Source organism: Pseudomonas sp. 2, assembly GCF_056627435.1.
Map to the genome: position 1 here is coordinate 71,337 of NZ_JBWXNG010000008.1, position 22,058 is coordinate 93,394.

At 62.3% G+C, this 22,058-nt stretch carries 20 protein-coding genes; 12 read left to right on the forward strand and 8 right to left on the reverse strand.

Annotation, left to right across the window (positions count from 1 at the left end; translation table 11 throughout):
• Positions 1-98: 98 nt before the first annotated feature.
• From AC1MEK_RS15145 to AC1MEK_RS15160, 4 genes are all read left to right on the forward strand, one after another.
• Positions 99-1,376 (forward strand): OprD family porin, encoded by a 1,278-nt coding sequence (locus tag AC1MEK_RS15145; protein WP_480397102.1) that lies wholly within the window; start codon positions 99-101, stop codon positions 1,374-1,376.
• Positions 1,377-1,499: 123 nt separating this feature from the next.
• Positions 1,500-2,276, forward strand: coding sequence for an AraC family transcriptional regulator (locus AC1MEK_RS15150; protein WP_480397103.1), 777 nt, complete (start codon positions 1,500-1,502; stop codon positions 2,274-2,276).
• Between the two features lie 247 nt (positions 2,277-2,523).
• Positions 2,524-2,697 carry a DUF1427 family protein gene (locus AC1MEK_RS15155; RefSeq protein WP_480397104.1) on the forward strand — a complete coding sequence of 58 codons (174 nt, stop codon included), beginning with the start codon at positions 2,524-2,526 and terminating at the stop codon, positions 2,695-2,697.
• Positions 2,698-2,731: 34 nt separating this feature from the next.
• Positions 2,732-3,691 (forward strand): quinone oxidoreductase family protein, encoded by a 960-nt coding sequence (locus AC1MEK_RS15160; RefSeq protein ID WP_480397105.1) that lies wholly within the window; start codon positions 2,732-2,734, stop codon positions 3,689-3,691.
• A gap of 116 nt (positions 3,692-3,807) precedes the next feature.
• Here the strand turns inward: AC1MEK_RS15160 and AC1MEK_RS15165 are convergent, their stop codons facing one another.
• Together AC1MEK_RS15165 and AC1MEK_RS15170 are read right to left on the reverse strand one after the other, a co-directional pair.
• On the reverse strand, positions 3,808-4,557 hold the full coding sequence (locus AC1MEK_RS15165) for a substrate-binding periplasmic protein (RefSeq protein WP_480397106.1): 750 nt from the start codon (positions 4,555-4,557) through the stop codon (positions 3,808-3,810).
• Positions 4,558-4,706: 149 nt separating this feature from the next.
• Positions 4,707-5,030: a hypothetical protein gene (locus AC1MEK_RS15170; protein ID WP_480397107.1), complete on the reverse strand. Its 324-nt coding sequence runs from the start codon at positions 5,028-5,030 to the stop codon at positions 4,707-4,709.
• A gap of 219 nt (positions 5,031-5,249) precedes the next feature.
• On the opposite strand from AC1MEK_RS15170, the gene AC1MEK_RS15175 reads away from it, so the two are divergent.
• From AC1MEK_RS15175 to AC1MEK_RS15190, 4 genes are all read left to right on the forward strand, one after another.
• Positions 5,250-6,161, forward strand: a complete 912-nt coding sequence (locus AC1MEK_RS15175) for a LysR family transcriptional regulator (protein WP_480397108.1) — start codon at positions 5,250-5,252, stop codon at positions 6,159-6,161.
• Positions 6,162-6,265: 104 nt separating this feature from the next.
• Positions 6,266-7,459 (forward strand): CaiB/BaiF CoA transferase family protein, encoded by a 1,194-nt coding sequence (locus AC1MEK_RS15180; RefSeq protein ID WP_480397109.1) that lies wholly within the window; start codon positions 6,266-6,268, stop codon positions 7,457-7,459.
• Complete coding sequence (locus AC1MEK_RS15185; protein WP_480397110.1) at positions 7,456-8,394, forward strand: hydroxymethylglutaryl-CoA lyase; 939 nt, start codon at positions 7,456-7,458, stop codon at positions 8,392-8,394. The genes AC1MEK_RS15180 and AC1MEK_RS15185 overlap by 4 nt, the downstream gene beginning before the upstream one ends.
• 213 nt (positions 8,395-8,607) lie before the next feature.
• Entirely contained in the window at positions 8,608-9,942 is a 1,335-nt protein-coding gene (locus AC1MEK_RS15190) for an MFS transporter (protein WP_480397111.1), read from the forward strand.
• Between the two features lie 209 nt (positions 9,943-10,151).
• On the opposite strand, the gene AC1MEK_RS15195 is transcribed toward AC1MEK_RS15190, so the two are convergent.
• On the reverse strand, positions 10,152-11,072 hold the full coding sequence (locus tag AC1MEK_RS15195; protein ID WP_480397112.1) for a LysR family transcriptional regulator: 921 nt from the start codon (positions 11,070-11,072) through the stop codon (positions 10,152-10,154).
• 165 nt (positions 11,073-11,237) lie between these two features.
• On the opposite strand from AC1MEK_RS15195, the gene trhA reads away from it, so the two are divergent.
• Positions 11,238-11,855 carry a PAQR family membrane homeostasis protein TrhA gene (trhA, locus tag AC1MEK_RS15200; protein WP_480397113.1) on the forward strand — a complete coding sequence of 206 codons (618 nt, stop codon included), beginning with the start codon at positions 11,238-11,240 and terminating at the stop codon, positions 11,853-11,855.
• Positions 11,856-11,991: 136 nt separating this feature from the next.
• On the opposite strand, the gene AC1MEK_RS15205 is transcribed toward trhA, so the two are convergent.
• Positions 11,992-12,711, reverse strand: coding sequence for a 16S rRNA (uracil(1498)-N(3))-methyltransferase (locus AC1MEK_RS15205; RefSeq protein ID WP_480397114.1), 720 nt, complete (start codon positions 12,709-12,711; stop codon positions 11,992-11,994).
• A 148-nt stretch (positions 12,712-12,859) separates the two neighbouring features.
• Entirely contained in the window at positions 12,860-14,266 is a 1,407-nt protein-coding gene (locus AC1MEK_RS15210; RefSeq protein WP_480397115.1) for an adenosylmethionine--8-amino-7-oxononanoate transaminase, read from the reverse strand.
• 234 nt (positions 14,267-14,500) lie between these two features.
• Between AC1MEK_RS15210 and AC1MEK_RS15215 the strand changes: the two genes are divergently transcribed.
• From AC1MEK_RS15215 to AC1MEK_RS15225, 3 genes are all read left to right on the forward strand, one after another.
• Positions 14,501-16,294, forward strand: coding sequence for a flavin monoamine oxidase family protein (locus AC1MEK_RS15215; RefSeq protein ID WP_480397116.1), 1,794 nt, complete (start codon positions 14,501-14,503; stop codon positions 16,292-16,294).
• Between the two features lie 352 nt (positions 16,295-16,646).
• A complete protein-coding gene (locus tag AC1MEK_RS15220; RefSeq protein ID WP_480397117.1) occupies positions 16,647-17,198 on the forward strand; it encodes a cytochrome b in 552 nt (183 codons plus the stop codon).
• 34 nt (positions 17,199-17,232) lie between these two features.
• Entirely contained in the window at positions 17,233-17,829 is a 597-nt protein-coding gene (locus AC1MEK_RS15225) for a YceI family protein (protein WP_400608685.1), read from the forward strand.
• A 58-nt stretch (positions 17,830-17,887) separates the two neighbouring features.
• On the opposite strand, the gene rhlE2 is transcribed toward AC1MEK_RS15225, so the two are convergent.
• From rhlE2 to AC1MEK_RS15240, 3 genes are all read right to left on the reverse strand, one after another.
• Positions 17,888-19,813, reverse strand: coding sequence for an RNA helicase RhlE2 (rhlE2, locus tag AC1MEK_RS15230; protein WP_480397118.1), 1,926 nt, complete (start codon positions 19,811-19,813; stop codon positions 17,888-17,890).
• A 217-nt stretch (positions 19,814-20,030) separates the two neighbouring features.
• On the reverse strand, positions 20,031-20,837 hold the full coding sequence (locus tag AC1MEK_RS15235) for a substrate-binding periplasmic protein (RefSeq protein WP_480397119.1): 807 nt from the start codon (positions 20,835-20,837) through the stop codon (positions 20,031-20,033).
• Between the two features lie 86 nt (positions 20,838-20,923).
• Positions 20,924-22,012, reverse strand: coding sequence for a hypothetical protein (locus tag AC1MEK_RS15240; RefSeq protein WP_480397120.1), 1,089 nt, complete (start codon positions 22,010-22,012; stop codon positions 20,924-20,926).
• Between the last annotated feature and the right edge of the window lie 46 nt (positions 22,013-22,058).

Genomic DNA, 22,058 nt, shown 5'->3' on the forward strand with positions numbered 1-22,058 from the left:
CGTGCGGGCTTTCGACGCTTCAATAGAGCTTCGGAGGACGCAATTACCTGTCCGGTATTGCCACAGCGCGCGATCAATCTGCACACAAGGACAACAAGATGAAACAGCGTATCGGCCTGCTCACTCTGGGCATTCTGGCTGCGAGCCACGCGATGGCGGACGGGCAAGCGGATTCCAAGGGCTTTGTCGAAGACAGCAGCCTGAAGGTCAACCTGCGTAACGCCTACATCAGCCGCGACTACAAGGGCGGGCCTGAAGACCGCGCCGAATGGGGCCAGGCGTTCATGGCCAACTATTCGTCCGGTTTCACTCAGGGCACCGTGGGTGTCGGCGTCGACGCATTCGGCCTGTACGCGGTGCGTCTGGACGGCGGCAAAGGCAAGAGCGGCGCCGGTGGCATCGACTTCTTCAAGCAAGACAGCAACGGCAATGCAGCCGACGATCTGCAGCGCTTCGGCGGCGCGATCAAGTTCCGTGTGTCCAACACCGAACTCAAGTACGGCGACATGATGCCGGAACTGCCGGTTCTGAGTTACGACAACGTCCGCCTGCTGCCTGAAAGCTACACCGGCACCCTGATCACGTCCAAAGAGATCAAGGACCTGACCCTGGTCGCTGGCCGCTTCACCGCCCAGACCCGCAAGAGCGCCGAAGGCCGCGACAGTGGCGACCTGAAGAGCATCAACGTCTACGGCGCCAGCTACAAGTTCACCGACGCTTTCAGCGGCGCGTTCTACGCCTCCGATGACGAAGACACGCTGAAGAAGCAGTACCTGAACCTGAACTACGTCTTCGCCCTGCCGCAGGATCAGTCGCTGACTTTCGATTTCAACGGCTACAAGACCAAGCTGGACAAGGATTTCTCCGCAGCCGCTGCTGACGGCGAGCGCGACAACAAGATCTGGAGCCTGGCCGCGACCTGGGCTGTGGGCATCCACTCGTTCACTATCGCGCACCAGCGCAGCACCGGCGACACCGGCTACAACTACGGCGGCTACCGCAGCGCTGGCGGCTACAGCGATGGTGGCAACTCCATCTACCTGGCCAACTCCTACTGGTCGGACTTCAACGGCAAGGACGAGCGCTCCTGGCAGCTGGGCTACGGCGTGAACCTGTCGTCCGTCGTCACCCCGGGCCTGAGCTACAAAGTGGCCTACGTGCGCGGCGACAACATCGACGATGGCACCAACCGCGGCAACGGCGACGAACACGAACTGTTCAGCCAGCTGACCTACGTCGTCCAGAGCGGCCCGGCCAAGGACCTGTCCCTGCGCCTGCGCAACTCCTGGCTGCGCGTGTCGGACAACGCTGACCAGTACAACGTCGGCGGTAACGAAACCCGTATCTTCATCGACTACCCGATCAACGTTTTCTGATGTTGAACGGCTGTTGAGCCCAAGCTGCGAAAGACGCCCCGGTCGTGAGACCGGGGCGTTTTTGTTTGTGTGGCCCTGGGCTGCGTTAAGATTGCGCTTTTCCGATGCAGCACAGTCCACATCATGGCCATCGCCGCTCCCCCCGACCTCACCGACACCGCCGTCCCTGTGCAACGGGTTTCGCGCACGTATCCGCGTGGGCTGTACATCGAACCTCACGAGCATGACTGGGGCCAGGTGTTGTATGCGATGTCGGGTGTGATGTGGGTGGAGACGCCCCATGAGGCACTGGTGGTGCCGCCGCAGCGGGCGGTGTGGTTGCCGCCGGGGGTGCCTCACGGGATTCGGGTGGTGTCTGATCTTGAGATGCGCAACATCTACCTGCGCCCGGCGCTGGCGCAGACGCTGGAGTCGACGGTTCAGGTGTTCGAAGTGGCTCGCCTGCTGCGCGAGCTGATCGTCAATCTGGTGGCTGAAGAGGACAAGGATTCGGCGTACTACGAGGCGCTGGTCAATCTAGCGCTGCTGGAGCTCAAGCGCGCCCGGCGCTCGTTGCTCAAGGTGCCCCTGCCTGATGAGAGCGACCGGCGGCTGATGAATGTCTGTCAGGCGGTCATGGTCGAGCCTTCCATCGATGTGTCGTTCGAACAGCACGCCGAGAATGCAGGCGCCAGTGTTCGCACGCTGGCGCGACTGTTTCAGGGTGTGCTGGGGATGGGCTTTGCCGAGTGGCGCAGGCAGGTGCAACTGGCGACGGCGGTGGCCGAGATCATTCAGGGTGTGCCGGTGAGCACCATCGCCCGTTCGATGGGCTATTCGCCGAGCAGCTTCAGCGACATGTTTCGCCGCGAGCTGGGGGTGGCACCTTCGCAATATCCAACCGTTTCGGATAATCCGTAATTGGATGGGTACGTTGCCCCAACCGATCACCCTGTAGGAGCGAATTTATTCGCGAAAAATGGGCCAGGCGATACAGATTCGTCGTATGAGCCATTTTCGCGAATGAATTCGCTCCTACAGAGCCGAGTCCGGCGCATGGCATGTCTAAAGCATCGTGTCCGAAATTCAGAAGCACTTGGCCGGTAGCTTTGCCCGCCGCTGCATACACTCTGGTCATCGCCTAACACACAAGGCCCCGGAGTTCATCATGAGCTACATCATTTCTCTCGCCATCGGCATCGCGGTCGGCCTGCTGTATGGCGCGCTGGATTTTCGCTCGCCCGCGCCGCCGCTGGTCGCGCTGGTCGGCTTGCTGGGCATGCAGGCTGGCGAAAAGCTTTGGCCCATGGGGCGCCAGCTGCTTGCCAACCTGATTTCCTGATCTGTACCGCTTCTCAATTTCGGATGTGAACATCATGAAAGCACTGCAATTTTCCCGTACCGGCGATCTGGCCGCCCTGGAAGTGGTCGATCTGCCCAAACCGATTCCTGCGCTTGGCGAGGTGCTGGTGCAGATCAAGGCCGCGGGGCTGAACCCCAGCGATGTGAAGAACGTGCTCGGGCGTTTTCCGTACACCACCTTGCCGCGGGTTCCGGGGCGGGATTTCGCCGGTGTCGTGGTCGAGGGCCCGCAGGAGTTGATTGGCCAGGAAGTCTGGGGCACCGGCAATCAGATCGGCTTCTCGCGCAACGGCTCCCATGCCGGTTACATCACCCTGTCGGCCAAAGGCGTGGCGCTCAAGCCCACGTCACTGAGCTTCGTCCAGGCGGCCAGCCTGGGCGTGCCGTACACCACGGCATGGGATGCGCTGGAGCGCAGCGGCGTGGACAGCAACACGCGTCTGCTGGTCATCGGCGCGAACGGCGCGGTGGGCAGTGCGGCCATCGCGCTGGCCAAGGTGCGTGGGGCGCAGGTGCTGGCCGCTGTGCGTCGCGCCGATCAGGTCGCGGCGCTGCAAGAGCAGGGTTTCAAGACCATTCTGCTGGGTAAGCCTGAAGAACTGTCGGCGCAGGTGGGTGAGGTCTTTGCTGGCGGAGCGGATGTGATTTTCGACACCACCGGCTTCTGGCTGCCGCCATCGGTACAAGCTCTCGCGCCGTTTGGCCGCATCGCGATCATTGCCGCGCCCGTGGATGGCCATGTGCAATTGCCGGCGCTGGCGCTGTATCGCAAGGGCGGTTCGGTGGTGGGGATCAACTCGCTGCTGTACAGCGTCGAAGCCTGTGCGCGGATGCTGGAGCAGTTCGGTGCGCTGTTCGACGAGGGTTCGTTGCCGTTGCCGACCGGGCTGGTCGAGGTGCCGCTGCAGCATGGGCTTGTGAGTTATGAGGCGGTGAATCAGGGGAGTACTGACAAGGTTATTCTGCTGCCGTGACCTGAGTTAAGTTCCGGTTTTCCTGTGGGAGTGAGCTTGCTCACGAAGTGACCTGCGTATGCGCAGCAGAACATCGCTTCGTGAGCAAGCTCACTCCCACCAAGGCTTGTCAGCGTTCAGCGCGTCGGCAAGCCTTTGCTGTACTGCTCCTCGATCCTGTCGATCGTCCCGTCTTTCTCAAGCTGGTCGATCGCGTCCCTGAGCTTTTCCACGATCTGCGGATCGCAATCCTTCGAGCACGCCAGATAGAGATTGGCGGTCATCAGCACGCGCCCCATCACCAGCGGACGATCGGTCAGTTGGCGCCAGATGTAGCGGCTTTCCGGTACGCCATTGAACCAGGCATCGACACGCCCCTTGAGTAGCATTTGCGCCGGATTTTCGCCGATTTTCAGCGGATATATCTGCGAGTCTGGAAAGCCCTCGTCACGCAGTCGGGTTTCCTGCGCGCTGCCCAGGCCCACGGCGATCAGCTTGAAGGTCTTTTTCGCTTCGTCGAAGCTTTCCACCCGCCGGTCCAGGCTGAAAAACGCCCGGTCCATCGTCAGGACCGGCGCGATCCAGGTGTAGTTGTCTTCGCGGCTCTGTGTGCGAGTCAGCGGGGCGATCAGCAGGTTCTTGCCGATGCTCACTTCGCGCTGTGCCCGTGGCCAGGGCGGGGAAAGCGTATGGACCGAGTAGCCCGCCAGGGCGATGGCCTGCAGGGCGACGTCGCCGACGATGCCATGCTGGTCGCCCACGGTCAGCATGGTCAGGGGAGGGGCTTCGGGAACGTAGAAGTCGATCGATGGCGCGGCACACGCAATGGACGCGCACGCCAAGAGCGCGCTGATCGCGTAACGGGTACAGCGGGAAATCCGTTTCATGGCAGCAACGCTCAAGGTAAATACAGGGCCCGTCGGGGCAGGCCTCTTGCCTGGCTCAGAAGCAAGTCTGGCAGGCGTTCACGATTTTGCCGAGAAAGGTACAGCATCCTGGGTGAGGCTTCGAATCCTGAATCGATCAAGCAGGGGTATCAGGTCTTGTTGTGCTCGTTGGTGTAGCGTCCGCTGAGGGTCCAGCCGTCGGCCTGCAGGGTTTCGAGCCAGTCCTCGTAGGAATCGTCGACATCGACCAGCAGGTTCATGAACTGGTCCTCGATGTAGCAGCGGAAGGTGGCTTCCTCGACGTTCCACTCCACGTCGCGAATGCGCCAGGCGCTCTGATCGGGCAGGCGAATGTTCAGGCCCGGAAACGGCACGAACGGCAGCTCGGCTTCGAACAGCAGCTTGGACCACTCGGAAGAGATCTCGGGGGTCTGGTGGGTCCAGACGTTTTTGATCAATCGGACTTTATGCACGGTCGGCTTCTCTCGTATTGCGGTTTGCGGGGCATGTCGCCTGATCAAAACGGCGAGGCCCCGTCGCAGATGCCTATACGTTACTCGAAGGCAGCGTGATCGGGGAGGGGCTGTCACGCCTGAATATTCAGACAATCCTGCCTGCCGGGGTTCACTCGGTGGTTTGCGTGTATTCTTGGCCCCGCGCCGTCAGCCCGCTTCGTTAACGAGAGTGCCTGCATGCTGCACAAAAACCTCATCCGCCGCCTTGATCTGATCACCCTCAAGCTCTTCGTGGCGGTGTATGAGGAAGGCACGCTCACCCGCGCGGCAGCCCGCGAAGCCATCGCGGTATCGGCGGCGAGCAAGCGCCTGATGGAGCTGGAAGAGGTGTTGGGTATCGGCCTGTTCCTGCGCAACGCCAAGGGCATGACGCTGACGGCAGCCGGCGAGACGCTGCTGCATCATGCCCGGCGCATGCTCTCGGACCTGGAAAAAATGGGCCTCGAACTCGACGAGCACCTGCAGGGCATGCGCGGCTACGTGCGCATGCTGGCCAACCTCTCGGCGATCATCCAGTTCCTGCCCGAAGACTTGCACGACTTCACCACCCACCACGAGCGGGTCAAGGTCGACCTCGAAGAGCGGCCCAGCACTGGCGTGGTTCAGGGCCTGATCGACGGCGTGGCCGACATCGGTATCTGCTCCGAAGACACCGATGTGCAAGGCTTGCACAGCGTGCCGTACCGGCGGGACCAACTGGTCGTGGTGATGCGTCCTGATCATCCGCTGGCCGGCGTGAAACAGGTGGCGTTCGAAGACACGCTGGGCAGCGACTACATCGGCCTGCACGCGGCCAGCTCCATCAACATGCGCACCCACACCGCCGCCCGGTCTCACGGCAGGCCGCTGCGGGTGCGCATCCACGTGCCTGGCTTCGACGCCATGTGCCGGATGGTTCAGGCCAACATGGGCATCGGCGTGTTGCCACGCAAGGCCTTCGAACTGCTCGGCGTGCCGTTGGGGCTGACGGCCGTGGCCCTGAGCGATTCCTGGGCCAGCCGCACGCTGATCCTGGTGGTGCGGGACAAGGACGCGCTGTCGCCGGTGAGCACCTTGCTGTTCGAACACTTGCAGCTTCAGCTGCAATAGCGTTCGCGTTTCGCGAACGGCCCTTGCCAACAAACGGTTGGATTTGCCCCCTGCGGGTCCTCTAGGCTTGGATCAAATTCCAAGAAACACTTGAGGTATCCGCTATGACAGGCCCCCTGAACGGTGTGCGCGTGATTGAAATCGGCACACTGATCGCCGCACCCTTCGCTGCCCGCCTGATGGGCGAGTTCGGCGCCGAGGTGATCAAGATCGAATCGATGGGGCAGGGCGATCCTCTTCGTAAATGGCGAAAGCTGCATGAAGGCACTTCGCTGTGGTGGTACCTGCAGTCGCGTAACAAGAAATCCCTCTCGCTGAATCTCAAATCCGCCGAAGGCATCGCCATCGTCAAGCGCCTGGCTGAAAGCGCCGACGTATTGATCGAAAACCTGCGCCCCGGTGCGCTGGAAAAGCTCGGCCTGGGCTGGGATGTCCTGCACGCCCTGAACCCGAAACTGACGCTGGTGCGTATTTCCGGCTACGGCCAGTCCGGCCCTTACCGCGATCGTCCCGGTTTCGGCGCCATCGGCGAGGCCATGGGCGGCATCCGTTACACCACCGGCACGCCCGGCTCGCCGCCGGCTCGTGTAGGCGTGAGCCTGGGCGACTCGCTGGCTTCCATGCACGCAGTCATGGGCGCGCTGATGTCGCTGCTGCGGGTGAAAACCGGCCAGGGCGACGGGCAGATCGTCGACGTGTCGCTGGTCGAAAGCGTGTTCAACCTCATGGAAAGCCTGGTGCCCGAGTACGACATGCTCGGCCATGTGCGTGAGCGCACCGGTGGCGCCCTGCCAGGGATCGCGCCGTCCAACACCTATCCGACCGCCGAAGGCGCGTATGTGGTGATCGCCGGCAACAGCGACCCGATCTTCAAGCGCCTGATGCACGCCATCGGCCGGCCGGACCTGGCCGAAGCGCCCGAATTCGCCCAGAACGATGGCCGCGCCGCGCAGAGCGACATGCTCGATGCCGCGATCAGCGCCTGGTCGTCCAGCCTGCCGATCGACGAAGTGCTGCAGGTGCTGGAGGCCGCCGAAGTGCCATCCGGGCGCATCTACAACGTCGCCGATATCGTCGCCGACCCGCATTATCAGGCCCGCGAGATGATCCTCGACGCGCAGCTGCCGGGCGGCGCCAGCGTCAAGATGCCAGGCATCGTGCCCAAGCTGTCGGAAACCCCGGGCTCGGTGAACTGGCAGGGCCCGGCACTGGGCCAGCACACCGACAGCGTGCTCAATGACCTGGGCATGACCGACGCCGATATCGCGCAACTCAAATCCCAGGGGGTGGTGCAATGATTACCGATTTCTCCGAACGCCTGATCGTTCAGGAAGTGTCGCCCCGCGACGGCTTGCAGATCGAGCCGACATGGGTCGAGACCGCTGACAAGATCGCGCTGATCAATGAGCTTTCTCAGGCCGGTTTCAGCCGCATCGAGGCCGGTTCTTTTGTTTCGCCCAAGGCCATCCCGGCGCTGCGCGATGGCGACGAAGTGTTTCGTGGCATCGAACGCCATCCGGACGTGATCTACGTGGCGCTGATCCCCAACCTGCGCGGCGCGCAGCGGGCCATCGACGCCGGTGCCGACGAGCTGAATCTGGTGATGTCTGCCAGCCAGACCCACAACCTGGCGAACATGCGCATGCGCTGCGAGCAGTCGCTGGCGGCGTTCGCCGATGTGGTGTCGTTTGCCGCCGGGTCGTCCGTCAGCCTCAACGGCTCCATCGCGACGACTTTCGGTTGCCCGTTCGAAGGCAAGATCGATGAAGACCGCGTGTTGCAGATCGTCGATGCCTATCTGGAACTGGGCATGCAGGGCATTTCCCTGGCCGACACCACCGGCATGGCCAACCCGCGTCAGGTCTATCGCCTGGTGCAGCGGGTGCTCACCCGCCTGCCGGCGTCGAAGCTGACCCTGCACTTCCACAACACCCGCGGCCTGGGCCTGAGCAACGTATTGGCGGCCTATGAAGCCGGCGCGCGGCGTTTCGATGCGTCGCTGGGCGGCCTGGGCGGCTGCCCGTTCGCACCCGGCGCCTCGGGAAATATCTGCACCGAGGACCTGGTGAACATGTGCGAGGAAATGGGCATCGAGACCGGTATCGACCTGCCGCATCTCTTGAAGATGTCCCGGCGCCTGCCCGCGCTGTTGGGTCATGAAATGCCGGGGCAGGTGGCCAAGGCGGGGCGCAATTGCGATTTGCACCCGGCGCCAGCCGATCTGCCGGGGTGAGAGAGATACCTCGTAGCAGCACGGCTTGCCGGCGGGAGCGTCGTGTCAGGCGATGCATCTTTTGCTGACCCACCGCCCCGCCGGCAAGCCGTGCTGCTACGGGAAATGGATGTAATCAACGAGTTCTACACCGAACGAGCGGGCCCCGAGCCTGTTCGTCCAGACAACAAAAACAATCGGGCTCCCCCTGGGAAGTCCAACTGGAGTAACCCTATGTCTATCTCTGTTCTGAACCCGAACAGCACCCTGGCCGAGGTTGTAAGTGCCGAAAAGGCCTTGATCCGCAAGGTCGCGTGGCGCCTGATGCCGTTGATCATGATCTGCTACCTGTTCGCCTTCTTCGACCGCATCAACATCAGTTTCGCCAAATTTCAGCTGCAGGCCGACCTGAGCCTGAGCGACACCGCCTACGGCTTGGGCGCCAGCCTGTTCGTGATCGGCTACGTGCTGTTCGAAGTGCCGAGCAACATCATGCTCTACAAGGTCGGCGCACGCCGCTGGATCGCCCGCATCATGATCTCCTGGGGCGTGGCGACGGCCCTGATGGTGTTCGTCAACGCTGAATGGCAGTTCTACGTGCTGCGTTTCATCATCGGCGCGATGGAAGCCGGTTTCGCACCGGGCGTGCTGTTTTATCTGACGCTCTGGTTCCCGCAGACCTACCGTGGCCGCATCACCTCGACGCTGTTCCTGGCTTCTGCTTTTGCTGGCTTGCTGGGCGCGCCGATTTCAGGCCTTGTCCTGGGTGGTATGGATGGCGTGATGCAAATGCGCGGATGGCACTGGCTGTTTCTGCTCGGTGGGCTGCCTTGCATCGCACTGGGTTTCGCCGTGCTGACCCTGCTCAAGGATCGCATCAGCGACGCGCACTGGCTGACCGAGTCCGAGAAAACCTACCTGTCCAGCCGCATCGCCCAGCATGAGCCGAACAAGCACGGCTCGCTGCTGACCGCCCTGAAAATGCCGGGGTTCCTGATGCTCGGGCTGATCTACTTCCTGATTCAGGTGGCGTCCTACGGCCTGAATTTCTGGGCGCCACAGCTGATTCGCAGCGCCGGCGTCGAAAGCCCGGTCATCATCGGCCTGCTGACCGCCATCCCGTACATCTGCGGCGCCATCAGCATGGTGGTCATTGGCCGGTTGTCCGACGCCAGCGGCGAACGTCGCAAATACGTCTGCGGCCTGGTCGTGCTCGGCGCCATCGGCTTCTTCTGTGCGGGCATCTTCGCCCAGCACACCAGCATGCTGATTCTGTCTTTGGCCATGCTCGGCGGAGGCATCGTTGCCTCGATCCCGGCCTTCTGGACCCTGCCACCGAAACTGCTGGCCGGTGCTGGCGCCGGTGCCGCGGGCGGTATTGCCCTGATCAACACCCTGGGCCAGTTCGGCGGCATCGTCAGCCCGGTCATGGTCGGCCATATCAAGGACATCACCGGCAGCACCACGCCTGCGCTGTACGTGATCGGCGTGACCAGCGTCATCGCCGCTGGCCTGTTGCTGTGGGCGCTGCCAGAGAAGCTGCGCACGCTGGACAAGAACGTGCGTTAAAGGGTTCGTGGCCACCCACACTCAGGCGAAGCCACAGCATTCGTCGGGGTGTGGGGGGTTGCGGGTTTTCCAGAGAGTCGGCGGATACATACCGAACCTGTAGGAGCGAATTTATTCGCGAATGCGCCGGTGCAGCCTTCAGAGTTGTGTCGCCTGACCGATCTTCGCGAATGAATTCGCTCCTACACAGGATCAGGGCGAATCCGAGCTCAGCCCTCCGCCAACCGATTCGAATACATCCGGCACTCCGCCAGCAATGCCAGCAGGTTCGGGTCGCGTTCGCGGGCTTTGAGGAAGACCAGGCCGATGTGTTGCTGCATGTGGTAGCGGGTTTGCAGCGGGATCAGGCGGACGCGGTTTTCGTAGACGGCGGCGATGCGCCCGGGGAGCAGGGCGTAGCCGACGCCGGAGCTGACCATGCTCAGCAGCGTGAAGATGTCGTTGACCTGCATGGCGACTTTCGGCTCGAAGCCCGCCTGCTGGAACACCCGCATGCCGTCGCGGTGGGTGGCAAAGCCCTGGGTCAGGGTGATGAAGGTGGCCTCGCGCAGGTCGGACAGATCCACTTCGCTCTGCTGCGCAAACGGCGAGTCGGCCGGGGTGGCGAGGAAGATGTCGTCGGAAAACAGCGGCACCTGCTCGCAGTCCGGGTCGTTCACGCTCTCGTTGAGCGAGACCAGAATCGCATCGACTTCCATGTTCTTCAGCTTGTAGAACAGGTCGATGTTCGAGCCCAGGATCAGGTCGATGTTGAGTTCGCTGCGGCGAATTTTCAGGCCCATGATCAGTTGCGGCACGGTCTTGACGGTCAGCGAATACAGCGCGCCAAGCTTGAAGCGCGCGGCGGAAAACCCTGCCGCTTCGCGGGTCTGCTCGACGGTGGCAAGCACTTCCTGAATGATCTTCTGCGCCCGCTCCTCCAGCACGTAAGCACTTTCGAGCGGCGTGAGGTTGCGTCCTTCGTGCTTGAACAGCGGGCAGCGCAGGGCGCTTTCCAGTGAATGAATCGCCCGGTGCACGCTGACGGTGCTGGTCGCAAGTTCCGACGCCGCGCGGGCCAGATTGCCGGTGCGCATGAAGGCCAGGAAGATTTCCAGCTTCTTTAACGTCAGCTCTTCGTCGATCTGCATGGGGCCTTCCGCTGCGAATTCTTGTTGTTCATGGGCCCGATTGTGCCTAAGTCGCGGGCGTGGGGTTGCATTAAATTCTCATTTGAACTGACACATGCGTTGCACTTTGGCGTCATAAGCTGGAGCCTTGAACCGTCTGAAGTAGCACAGAGAGGTCCGTTACGGATGTATTACGGAGAGAAATTCAACGCCTGGACCCACCTGGTCGGTGCGGTGCTGGCGTCCATTGGTGCGGTCTGGTTGCTGGTGATCGCCAGCATCGCCGGTGATGCGTGGAAGATTGTCAGTGTCGCGGTGTATGGCGTGGCGCTGGTTCTGTTGTACAGCGCCTCGACGGTGTATCACAGCGTGCGCGGGCGGGCGAAGGTGATCATGCAGAAGGTCGACCACCTGTCGATTTACCTGCTGATTGCCGGCAGTTACACGCCGTTCTGCCTGGTGACCTTGCGCGGCCCGTGGGGCTGGACGCTGTTCGGCATCGTCTGGGGGCTGGCGGTGATCGGCATGTTGCAGGAGATCAAGCCGCGTTCGGAAGCGCGGGTGATGTCGATCGTGATCTACGCGGTGATGGGCTGGATTGTGCTGGTGGCGGTCAAGCCGCTGATCAAGGCGCTGGGCACCGCAGGTTTCACCTGGCTGGCGCTGGGCGGGGTGTTGTACACCGTGGGCATCATCTTTTTTGCCTACGACAAGCGATTCCGGCATTGGCACGGGATCTGGCATTTATTCGTGATTGCCGGGAGTTTGCTGCATTTCGTCGCGATTACGCGGTATGTCCTTTGAAACTTGAATGACGCTGAACCCTGTAGGAGCGAATTCATTCGCGAAGAATTTGCCAGGCGATAGATATGTGGCGGGTGACAGGCCATTCGCGAATGAATTCGCTCCTACAGGTTGGGGTTTGCGAGGTAGCTGATAGCTAAAAATCCCCCCACAACTGCTGCGCCACGCTCAGGGCCACGACCGGGGCGGTTTCGGTGCGCAGTACGCGAGGGCCCAGACGCGCGGCGTGAAATCCGGCGTTTTGCGCCTGATCCACTTCCGCATCGTTCAAGCCGCCTTCCGGGCCGATCAGGAACGCCAGTGTTGCCGGTTTGGCATGGCTGACCAGCGGCTCGGCCACCGGGTGCAGCACCAGTTTCAGGTCGGCCTCGGTGTGCTTGAGCCAGTCGGCCAGCGTCACAGGCGGATTGACCACCGGCACCACCGAACGACCGCATTGCTCGCAGGCGCTGATCGCGATCTGCTGCCAATGGGCCTGGCGCTTCTCTGCGCGCTCATCCTTGAGCCGCACTTCGCAGCGCTCGCTGACGATGGGGGTGATCTGGGTGACGCCCAGTTCGGTCGCCTTCTGAATCGCCCAGTCCATGCGCTCGCCGCGGGACAGGCCCTGGCCCAGGTGGATCTGCAACGGCGATTCGGCAAGGCCGGCAAAGCTTTCGGACACCTGCACGCGCACCTGTTTCTTGCCGACTTCACTCAGCGTTGCGCGAAATTCCAGGCCTGAGCCGTCGAACAGTTGCACCGCATCGCCCACCGCCATGCGCAGCACCCGGCCGATGTAGTGTGCCTGGGCTTCGGGCAGTTCGTGCTCACCGAGGCTCAGGGGCGTGTCGATGAAAAAGCGGGACAGTCTCATGGTTGTTTCTCTGTGGATTCATCAAGTGCCATACAGCTTTCTGTGGGAGCCGGCTTGCTGGCGAATGCGGTGTGTCAGTCACTGATGCAGTGTCTGATCTGAAGCATTCGCCAGCAAGCCGGCTTCCACAGGGGGCGATCAGTGTTCGTTAACCCGGATCACGAAAATCCGGATGGAAATTCTCGCGCACCGGCACGCTGATGCTGCTGCGCGTGGCGATGTCGATGCCTTCGCTGGCCACTTCGGCCAGGAAATCGATCTGCTCCGGGGTGATCACATACGGCGGCAGGAAATACACCACGCTGCCCAGCGGGCGCAGCAGGGCGCCGCGGGTCAGGGCGTGTTCGAAGACTTTCAGGCCGCGTCGTTCCTGCCATGGGTAGGCGGTCTTGCTGGCCTTGTCCTGCACCATCTCGATGGCGATGGCCATGCCGGTCTGGCGGATTTCCGCGACGTGGGCGTGGTCGGCCAGGTGCGCGGTTGCGGTCTTCATGCGCTGCGCCAGGGCCTTGTTGTTCTCGATGACGTTGTCCTGCTCGAAGATGTCCAGCGTCGCCAGCGCCGCCGCACAGGCCAGCGGGTTGCCGGTGTAGCTGTGGGAGTGAAGGAAGGCGCGCAGGGTCGGGTATTCGTCGTAGAACGCGTCGTAGACGTCATCGGTGGTGATGCACGCCGCCAGCGGCAGGTAGCCGCCAGTCAGGGCCTTGGACAGGCACAGGAAATCCGGTCGGATGCCAGCCTGCTCACAGGCAAACATGGTGCCGGTGCGGCCGAAACCGACGGCGATTTCATCGTGGATCAGGTGCACGCCATAGCGATCGCAGGCCTCGCGCAGCAGCTTGAGGTAGATCGGATCGTACATGCGCATGCCGCCTGCGCCCTGGATCAGCGGCTCGATGATCACCGCGGCAATGGTGTCGTGATGCTCGGCCAGGGTCTGCTCCATCACCGCGAACATCGTGCGGGTGTGCTCTTCCCAGCTCGCGCCTTCGGGGCGGTGGTAGCAGTCGGGGCTCGGCACCTTGATGGTGTCCATCAACAGCGCCTTGTAGGTTTCGGTGAACAGCGGCACATCGCCCACCGACATCGCGGCGACAGTTTCGCCGTGGTAGCTGTTGGTCAGCGTGACAAAGCGCTTCTTGGCCGGCTTGCCACGGTTGAGCCAGTAGTGAAAGCTCATTTTCAGCGCGACTTCGATGCAGGACGAGCCATTATCGGCGTAGAAGCACCGGGTCAGGCCTTCGGGCGTCATCGCCACCAGGCGCTCCGACAGCTCGATCACCGGCTGGTGGCTGAAACCGGCCAGAATCACGTGCTCCAGCTGGTCGACCTGATCCTTGATGCGCTGGTTGATGCGCGGGTTGGCGTGGCCGAACACGTTGACCCACCAGGAACTGACCGCGTCCAGATAGCGCTTGCCTTCGAAGTCTTCGAGCCACACGCCCTCGCCGCGCTTGATCGGGATCAGCGGCAGGTTTTCGTGATCTTTCATCTGGGTGCAGGGGTGCCACAGGACTTTCAAGTCGCGTTGCATCCACTGATCGTTGAGGCCCATCTTTAATCTCCCGGTGACGACTCGCATGGCGCGAGGGCAAACAATCGCGCAAGCCTATGCAATGCGTCCGGCAGGGACAACCTTTAGCGCATTTTTTAACGCACCGCAGGCGCCAGAAATCAGCCTTGCGCGCAGTGCTGGCGGGCGTTTCACGGCTGGCGTATCCTTCGCGCTCTTCGAAGAATCGGACAACTCAATCCGACGATTCCCACTGTGTATTCCGGAGTTCGCTCGATGCTTTCTGGTTGGCTGCGCGCCTGTGCGCTGGTAATGGTTGGGCTGGTCAGCGCGCAGGCGTCGGCCGTGGAAAAACCGCACACGGCGATTGTCGTCGGTGGCGGTCTGGCGGGCCTGACAGCCGCTTATGAGCTGCAGAACAAAGGCTGGCAAGTCACCCTGTTGGAGGCCAAGCCAAGCGTTGGCGGGCGCTCGGGCCTGGCGGGCAGCGAGTGGATCGGCAATGCCAAGGCGCAGCCGGTGCTCAACCAGTACCTGGATCGCTTCAAGCTCAAGCCCGTGCCTGCGCCGGAATTCGTGCGTACCCCGGGCTACCTGATCGAAGGCGAGTACTTTACCGCCGCCGATCTGGCCACCAAACAGCCGGCCACCGCCGAAGCCATCAAGCGCTACGAAACCACGCTGGACGATCTGGCCAAGTCGATTGCCGACCCTGAAAACCCGGCGGCCAACAGCACGCTGTTCGCCCTGGACCAGATCAACGTCGCCACCTGGCTGGATCGCCTGAACCTGCCGGCCACCGCGCGCCAACTGATCAACCAGCAGATTCGTACTCGTTATGACGAACCTTCGCGCCTGTCGCTGCTGTATTTCGCACAGCAGTCGCGGGTCAATCGCAATGTCGACGAGCGGGATCGTCGTGCTGCGCGCCTGCCCGGTGGCAGTGCGGTGCTGGCCGAAGAGTTCGTCAAACAACTGAAAGTGATCAAGACCAACTCGCCGGTGTCGGCGATCAACCAGGACAAGGACGGCGTGACCGTCAAGGTCGGCGCGGTGGGTTACGAGGCCGAGTACGTCGTGCTGGCAGTGCCGCTGCGCGCCCTGAGCAAGATCCAGCTGACCCCGGCCCTCGATGCCCAGCATCAAGGCGCGATCAAGAGCACCAACTACGGCTGGCATGACCAGATCATGCTCAAGTTCAAGACGCCGGTGTGGGACAGCAAGGCGCGGATGTCCGGTGAAATCTACAGCAACACCGGCCTGGGCATGCTGTGGATCGAGCCTGCCCTTAAAGGTGGCGCCAACGCGGTGATCAACCTGTCCGGCGACAACGCGCGGATCATGCAGGCCTTCGGCGACAAGCAGATGGTCGATCAGGTGCTGATCCGTCTGCACGCGTTCTATCCGCAGGCCCGTGGTGCGTTCACCGGTTATGAAATTCGTCGTTCCAGCGTCGATCCGTCCACCGGCGGCGCCTATCTGGCGTTCGGCCCGGGGCAGATCAGCAAATACTGGCGCCTGTGGGAAAAACCGCTGCAGCGCATCGCCTTTGCCGGTGAGCACACCGACGCGCTGTACCCGGGCACGCTGGAAGGCGCACTGCGCACCGGCCAGCGCGCGGCCAGCCAGGTGCAGGATCTGGCGGCGGGCAAGTCGTTCGAGCCAGTGAAGGCGCCACCACCGAAGCCTGCTGAAGCGCCGAAGGAAAGCAGCGGCGGTATCGGCGGCTTCTTCTCGAACATGTTCGGTGGCTCCAAGCCAGAAGCCAAACCGGCCGAGAAAGCGCCAGAGCCTGCTCCGGCACCTGCTCCAGCCCCGGCGCCTGCACCGGTGACGCCAGCGCCTGCTCCGGTCGAACCGGCCAAGCCTGCGGTCGTGGAGCCTGCGAAAAAGGCGCCGGCCAAGCACGAAGCCGCCAAGAAAGAACCGGCCAAGAAGGAGCCTGTGAAAAAGGCCCCCGCCAAAACTGCCGCCACCCACAAGGCGCCAGCCAAGACCGAGGCAACCAAGAAAGCCCCGGCCAAGGCCAGCGACAAGGCAGCGGCTCCGGCGGCTGACAGCAAGAACTGATCGCAAGGTTGGTTGAATGAGAAAGGCGCGGTCTGCAGACCGCGCCTTTTTTTTCGTCTGGCGAATAACCGCAGGGTCTAGAGTGTTGATGGATAAGCCAGATCAACGACCTGTGGGAGTGAGCTTGCTCACGAATGCCAATGGCGCCCGTTTCGTGAGCAAGCTCACTCCCACAAAGATGTGCATGAGTGCTCTCACGTAACACTCCGTTAATCGACCATGAGGAAAAATGTATCAGGGAATATCCATCGTATTTCCTGATATTTCACAGCAAAATTTTGCGCTTTCTTTCGATAGATAAACCGCTAGTCTTTCTCGCAGCTTCACAGGCTGCTTTTACGGGATCTCTACCATGCAGTTACGCAACTCTTCTTCACGCTATGGCTGGGTCAGCATTGTTCTGCACTGGGGTGTGGCGCTGACGGTGTTCGGCTTGTTCGCGCTGGGGCTGTGGATGGTTGGCCTGGGCTACTACGACACCTGGCGCAAGGCAGGTCCCGATCTGCACAAGAGCATCGGCATCACGCTGTTTCTGTTCATGCTGATCCGCGTGGTCTGGCGTTTCGTCAGCCCGCCGCCACCGCCACCGGCCAATCACAGCCCGTTCGTGCGGGTTGCGGCCAAGCTGGGGCATGCGTTTCTTTACCTGGACCTGTTCCTGGTGATGTTTGCCGGTTACCTGATTTCCACCGCAGAAGGTGTCGGGATTCCGGTGTTCGGACTGTTTGAAGTGCCTGCGCTGATCAGCGGACTGCCCGACCAGGCGGACGTTGCTGGCGAAGTGCACCTGTACCTGGCCTGGACCCTGGTGATCTTTGCTGTACTCCATGGCCTGGCCGCCCTGAAGCATCACTTCATCGATCGTGATGCAACGCTCATTCGTATGCTTGGCCGCAAGGCCTGATGCTCCTCAACTGACTACATAAGGAAGACGACGTATGTTGAAAAAGACTCTGGCTGCACTGGCTATCGGTTCGGCACTGCTGTCGGCAGGTCAGGCAATGGCTGCTGACTACACCATCGACAAGGAAGGCCAGCACGCCTTCATCGACTTCACCATCAGCCACCTGGGCTACAGCTTCATCCACGGTACTTTCAAGGACTGGAGCGGTAACTTCAGCTTCGACGCTGCCAAGCCTGAAGACAGCAAGATCAGCATCGACATCAAGACCGCCAGCGTCGACACCAACCACGCCGAGCGTAACAAGCACATCAGCAGCAAGGACTTCCTGGACGTCGCTACCTATCCTGACGCCAAGTTCGTTTCAACCAAGGTCACCAACGTGGGCAAGAACGCCGACGGCAAGACCACGGCTGACGTCGAAGGCGACCTGACCCTGCACGGCGTGACCAAGCCAGTCGTCATCAAGGCCACCTTCAACGGCGAAGGCAAGGACCCATGGGGCGGCTACCGCGCTGGCTTCAACGGCACCACGTCGATCAAGCGTTCGGACTTCGGCAAGATGATGGACCTGGGCCCAGCGTCCGACGTCGTCAACTTCGAAATCTCGTTCGAAGGCGTCAAAGCCAAGTAAGCCTGGCCTGTAAAACAAAAACGCCGCCCAATGGGCGGCGTTTTCATTTGAGCCGGGCTTAGCTGTCGCGGTTGCGGGTCAGCAGGGCTGGCTTCTCGCCGCGCGGGCGGCTTGGCAGTTGATCGAGCATTTCGGCAGACGGGAAACGATCGATCTTGGACTCCTTGTGCATGATCTTCGGTCCGGGCTGGCCGTCACGAGGACCGCGAACTGCAGGCTCCTGACGCGCCGACTGGTCGTCACGGGCCGGACGACGGTTGCGCTGCTGGTCGTCACGACGGCCCTGGCCGCTGCGCGAACCACCACGTTTCTCGCCTGAACCCGTGCTAGCGCCACCACCGCTGCGCGCACCGCCGGACGAGGCGCCGCCACGCGGGTTGTTGCGACCCTGGCCCTGGCTCTGGCCACCGCGCTGTGCAGGCGCTGCGCCGTTGGCTGCGGCACCCGGGCGACGGCCACGGCCTTGCTGGTTCTTGCCCTGATAAGGGCTGACGTAGTCGGCGCGGTTGCCGAAGTTGTCGACATCGTCGTCCAGAAACTCTTCCGGATCACGATCGGCGCGCGGTGCCGGCGGCTGGGTCGCACGGGCTTCGCTGGAGGCAGTACCCTGGCGCGGCTTGTTGCGACGCTGCTGGTTGCGTGCCGGGCGCTGTTCGCCCTCGCCAGTGGCGGCTGCAGCGGCGGCCGGTTTTTCCTTGTCCTTCTCTTTGCCCTTGTCCTTGCCTTTGTCCTTGCGGCCACCGGCATTGGCAGCCTCGCCACGCTGGCCACGGCCACCGCGCGGGTTGCGCACGTCCGGGCGCTCGCGCACTTCCGGCTTCTCGGCTTCTACCGAATTGATGTCGAAGCCCATCAGATCCCCGTCCGGGATCTTCTGCCTGGTCATGCGCTCGATGCTCTTGAGCAGCTTCTCTTCGTCCGGCGCCACCAGCGAGATCGCCTCGCCGGTACGCCCCGCGCGGCCGGTACGGCCGATGCGGTGCACGTAGTCTTCATCGACGTTGGGCAGTTCAAAGTTGACCACGTGGGGCAACTGGTCGATGTCCAGGCCGCGGGCGGCGATGTCAGTGGCAACCATGATGCGCACGGTACCGGCCTTGAAGTCGGCCAGGGCCTTGGTGCGGGCGTTCTGGCTCTTGTTGCCGTGGATGGCGACGGCGCTCAGGCCGTGTTTGTCCAGGTACTCGGCCAGGCGGTTGGCGCCGTGCTTGGTGCGGGTGAAGACCAGCACCTGCTCCCACGCGCCCTGAGTGATCAGGTGCGCCAGCAGCGAGCGCTTGTGGTTGGCTGGCAGGCGGAAGACGCGTTGTTCGATGCGCTCGACCGTGGTGTTCGGTGGCGTGACTTCGATGCGCTCCGGGTCGTGCAGCAGCTTGCTGGCCAGGGCGGTGATGTCCGCCGAGAATGTGGCCGAGAACAGCAGGTTCTGGCGCTTGGCGGGCAGGCGCGCGAGGACTTTCTTCACGTCGTGCACGAAGCCCATGTCGAGCATGCGGTCGGCTTCGTCCAGCACCAGGATTTCAACGTGGGACAGATCGACGCTGCCCTGGCCTGCCAGGTCCAGCAGGCGGCCGGGGCAGGCGACCAGTACGTCGACGCCGCGGGCCATGGCCTGCACCTGCGGGTTCATGCCCACGCCGCCGAAAATGCAGGCGCTGACGAACTTGAGGTTCTTGGCGTAGATCTTGAAGCTGTCGTGGACCTGCGCGGCAAGCTCGCGGGTCGGGGTCAGGACCAGTACGCGCGGCTGGCGCGGGCCGTGACGTTGGGATTTGTCCGGGTGACCGTTGGGGAACAACCGCTCCAGGATCGGGAGGGCGAAACCACCGGTTTTACCCGTACCTGTCTGAGCGGCGACCATCAGATCGCGGCCTTGCAACACGGCGGGAATGGCCCGCTGTTGCACCGGAGTAGGCTGGGTATAGCCAGCAGCCTCGATGGCGCTGACTAAAGCCTCGGAGAGACCGAGGGAAGCAAAGGACATGAGTAATCCTGTCTTAAGTTGGGGCCAAGGGGCCCGAATAGAAGTGAGGTGCTCGGCGCGAAATGAGTTCGGAGGGCGCGGTCCCGGGGTCTGTAAGTTCAACTCGGGGCAGGGGGCGCGTGAACGAAAATGCGCTGCTGACGTGTTCGAGAAGTCTTCTGTGAGACCGAGCATCCGGGCGTAAGCCTGGCGGGATTGCGCGAGTATAACAGAGCAATCACAACGCGCTGCTTTCGTGCTGCTCAACGGTTTTTTCGTTGCCGGTCGCCGTCTGGGTGCTGGCCGGCTCCTGACCGGTATAGCGCGCGACCAACTGCGCATACTCAGGCTCGCGCTTGAAGCGTTTGAGTTCGGCGGCAAAGCGCTGCACCAGCAGGTCCATGCCGACATTGCGTCGCACCGCCAGATACAGGTCGCGGCGGGCGACGACGTTGGGCACTTCGCTGACCTCGTCACGCAGTTTGAGCTTGTCGATCATCTGCTGCCCCACCAGCCGCTCCGTCACCAGCAGGTCGATGCGCCCACGCACCAGCTTGCCGAAGTTGGCCTCGTGGCTGGGCGCCGGCTCGCGAATGAACAGTTTCGAGCTGTCGAATTCCGGGCTGTACAGGTAGCCCGGCGACACGCCGACTGTCAGCCCGGTGAGGTCGGCCAGGCTGTCGAAGCGGTGCGGGCGGGCATTGGCCTGGAACAGCACCCAGTTGATCTGCGACAGCGGCTCGCTGGGATACAGCAGCAGATCATCGCGCTCGGCGACCTTGAAAATGTCTAGGGCGCCATCGGCTTCGCCCTGTTCAAGCATCAGCAGGCAGCGCTTCCAGGGCAGGAATTGCCATTGCACATCGATGCCCAGGCGCTTGAAGACGATGGTGGTCATCTCGTAGTCCAGCCCAGAGACCTTCTGGCCGTCGACGATCACATAGGGCGCCCACGGCTCGGTGACGATACGCAGCCTTTCGCCCAGAGCGGCGAAGCTCAGGCAGGCGAGAACGGCGGCGCATAGCAGTCGGAAGGTCAGGGGCATGGCGCGAGAGTACGACGCTCGTCCGCCAAATAGAAGGGGGGGCGCTGATGCAGTGCAGGTTCTGGCCTGCACCGCTGGCCAGTCGATCAGCCCGCGCGCCGGGCCTGGACCAGATGCTGATAAATAGCCGTACGCCTGCGGCCCAGCAGGCGACGCACCGCCCAGTGTTCCAGCCACTGCTGCAGCTGTGCCGGAGGAATCGGGCCTTTCATGCGTTGCTCGGCGTTGCTGAAAGCCTTCTCCCACCAGACCGCCGAGCAGGCACGATCGAACTCGTTCGGGTACTGGCAGCAGCCGTACAGCACTTCACGCACGAACTGGCGCTGTTGTTGCGGCACGGCCAGCGTGGCGCTCTTGTACATCAAGCGTTGCCAGGCGCCGGGGCGCGGGACGTGCGGTGAAACGTTGCCGGTGTCCTGCAGGGCGCTGGCGCTGAGCGGGTTGTGCTGGTGCTTGCTCAGCCAGGCGCGCACCTTGGCCCGGAACAGTGGCTTGCGGCTCCAGTAGTGGTGAATCAGGTCAGGGCACTGTTCGATCTTCAGAGAACGGTACGCGGCAACGCCCAGGCAAAACTCCTCAAGAGTGATGGCTCCGGGGGTGAGTGGGTGAAATTCGTCCATCAGGGCAATAGACATATCCAGCACCGGAATGTTGTTGTGCGTCAGCCCGATCACGCCGGAATTCACCAGGGTCATGTCGTCATCGGCAAGCCCGCGCTGTGCCAGAGGTTCGGCCATGGCGGTGTAGAGAATCGTATTCCTGCATTCGGCATAACGCAGTTGGAAGGCGTTGCACAGCAGAGTGCCCGGCTGAACCCGCTCGAACAGCGCCATGGGGCTTGCGTGAAAGAAGGTGTCGGTGTCGATCAGGATCGCTTTTTCCGCCTCCTCCAGCACCATGCGCGCCACCACGTGCTTGCAGCGGAAATGGTAATGGTGAGGGCCGCTCCACTGGCGACGCATGTCGGCGTCGATGGGGCGCACGCGTACCGGCAGGTCCCGATAAGGCGCGGGGTTGTCGCTGAAGACCTGAATGTCGAAGGGGCGGTCGGCGGTATCGCCGGCTTTCGCCAGAGCGCTCGCAATGCTGAACACCGCTTCCTGATGGTAGGTGTCGGCACCGAATACCAGATAGACCAGTTGCGGGCGGGAGGTGATGGTATGGAGTGAAGTCAACTACTTGGATATCCGTCTCGGTAAGGCACAGGCAGGCTATGTGCTA

Coding starts and splice junctions, on each gene's coding strand:
- AC1MEK_RS15145 (WP_480397102.1), top strand. CDS start 99: ATGAAACAGCGTATCGGCCTGCTCACTCTGGGCATTCTGGCTGCGAGC.
- AC1MEK_RS15150 (WP_480397103.1), top strand. CDS start 1,500: ATGGCCATCGCCGCTCCCCCCGACCTCACCGACACCGCCGTCCCTGTG.
- AC1MEK_RS15155 (WP_480397104.1), top strand. CDS start 2,524: ATGAGCTACATCATTTCTCTCGCCATCGGCATCGCGGTCGGCCTGCTG.
- AC1MEK_RS15160 (WP_480397105.1), top strand. CDS start 2,732: ATGAAAGCACTGCAATTTTCCCGTACCGGCGATCTGGCCGCCCTGGAA.
- AC1MEK_RS15165 (WP_480397106.1), bottom strand. CDS start 4,557: ATGAAACGGATTTCCCGCTGTACCCGTTACGCGATCAGCGCGCTCTTG.
- AC1MEK_RS15175 (WP_480397108.1), top strand. CDS start 5,250: ATGCTGCACAAAAACCTCATCCGCCGCCTTGATCTGATCACCCTCAAG.
- AC1MEK_RS15180 (WP_480397109.1), top strand. CDS start 6,266: ATGACAGGCCCCCTGAACGGTGTGCGCGTGATTGAAATCGGCACACTG.
- AC1MEK_RS15185 (WP_480397110.1), top strand. CDS start 7,456: ATGATTACCGATTTCTCCGAACGCCTGATCGTTCAGGAAGTGTCGCCC.
- AC1MEK_RS15190 (WP_480397111.1), top strand. CDS start 8,608: ATGTCTATCTCTGTTCTGAACCCGAACAGCACCCTGGCCGAGGTTGTA.
- AC1MEK_RS15195 (WP_480397112.1), bottom strand. CDS start 11,072: ATGCAGATCGACGAAGAGCTGACGTTAAAGAAGCTGGAAATCTTCCTG.
- trhA (WP_480397113.1), top strand. CDS start 11,238: ATGTATTACGGAGAGAAATTCAACGCCTGGACCCACCTGGTCGGTGCG.
- AC1MEK_RS15205 (WP_480397114.1), bottom strand. CDS start 12,711: ATGAGACTGTCCCGCTTTTTCATCGACACGCCCCTGAGCCTCGGTGAG.
- AC1MEK_RS15210 (WP_480397115.1), bottom strand. CDS start 14,266: ATGGGCCTCAACGATCAGTGGATGCAACGCGACTTGAAAGTCCTGTGG.
- AC1MEK_RS15215 (WP_480397116.1), top strand. CDS start 14,501: ATGCTTTCTGGTTGGCTGCGCGCCTGTGCGCTGGTAATGGTTGGGCTG.
- AC1MEK_RS15220 (WP_480397117.1), top strand. CDS start 16,647: ATGCAGTTACGCAACTCTTCTTCACGCTATGGCTGGGTCAGCATTGTT.
- AC1MEK_RS15225 (WP_400608685.1), top strand. CDS start 17,233: ATGTTGAAAAAGACTCTGGCTGCACTGGCTATCGGTTCGGCACTGCTG.
- rhlE2 (WP_480397118.1), bottom strand. CDS start 19,813: ATGTCCTTTGCTTCCCTCGGTCTCTCCGAGGCTTTAGTCAGCGCCATC.
- AC1MEK_RS15235 (WP_480397119.1), bottom strand. CDS start 20,837: ATGCCCCTGACCTTCCGACTGCTATGCGCCGCCGTTCTCGCCTGCCTG.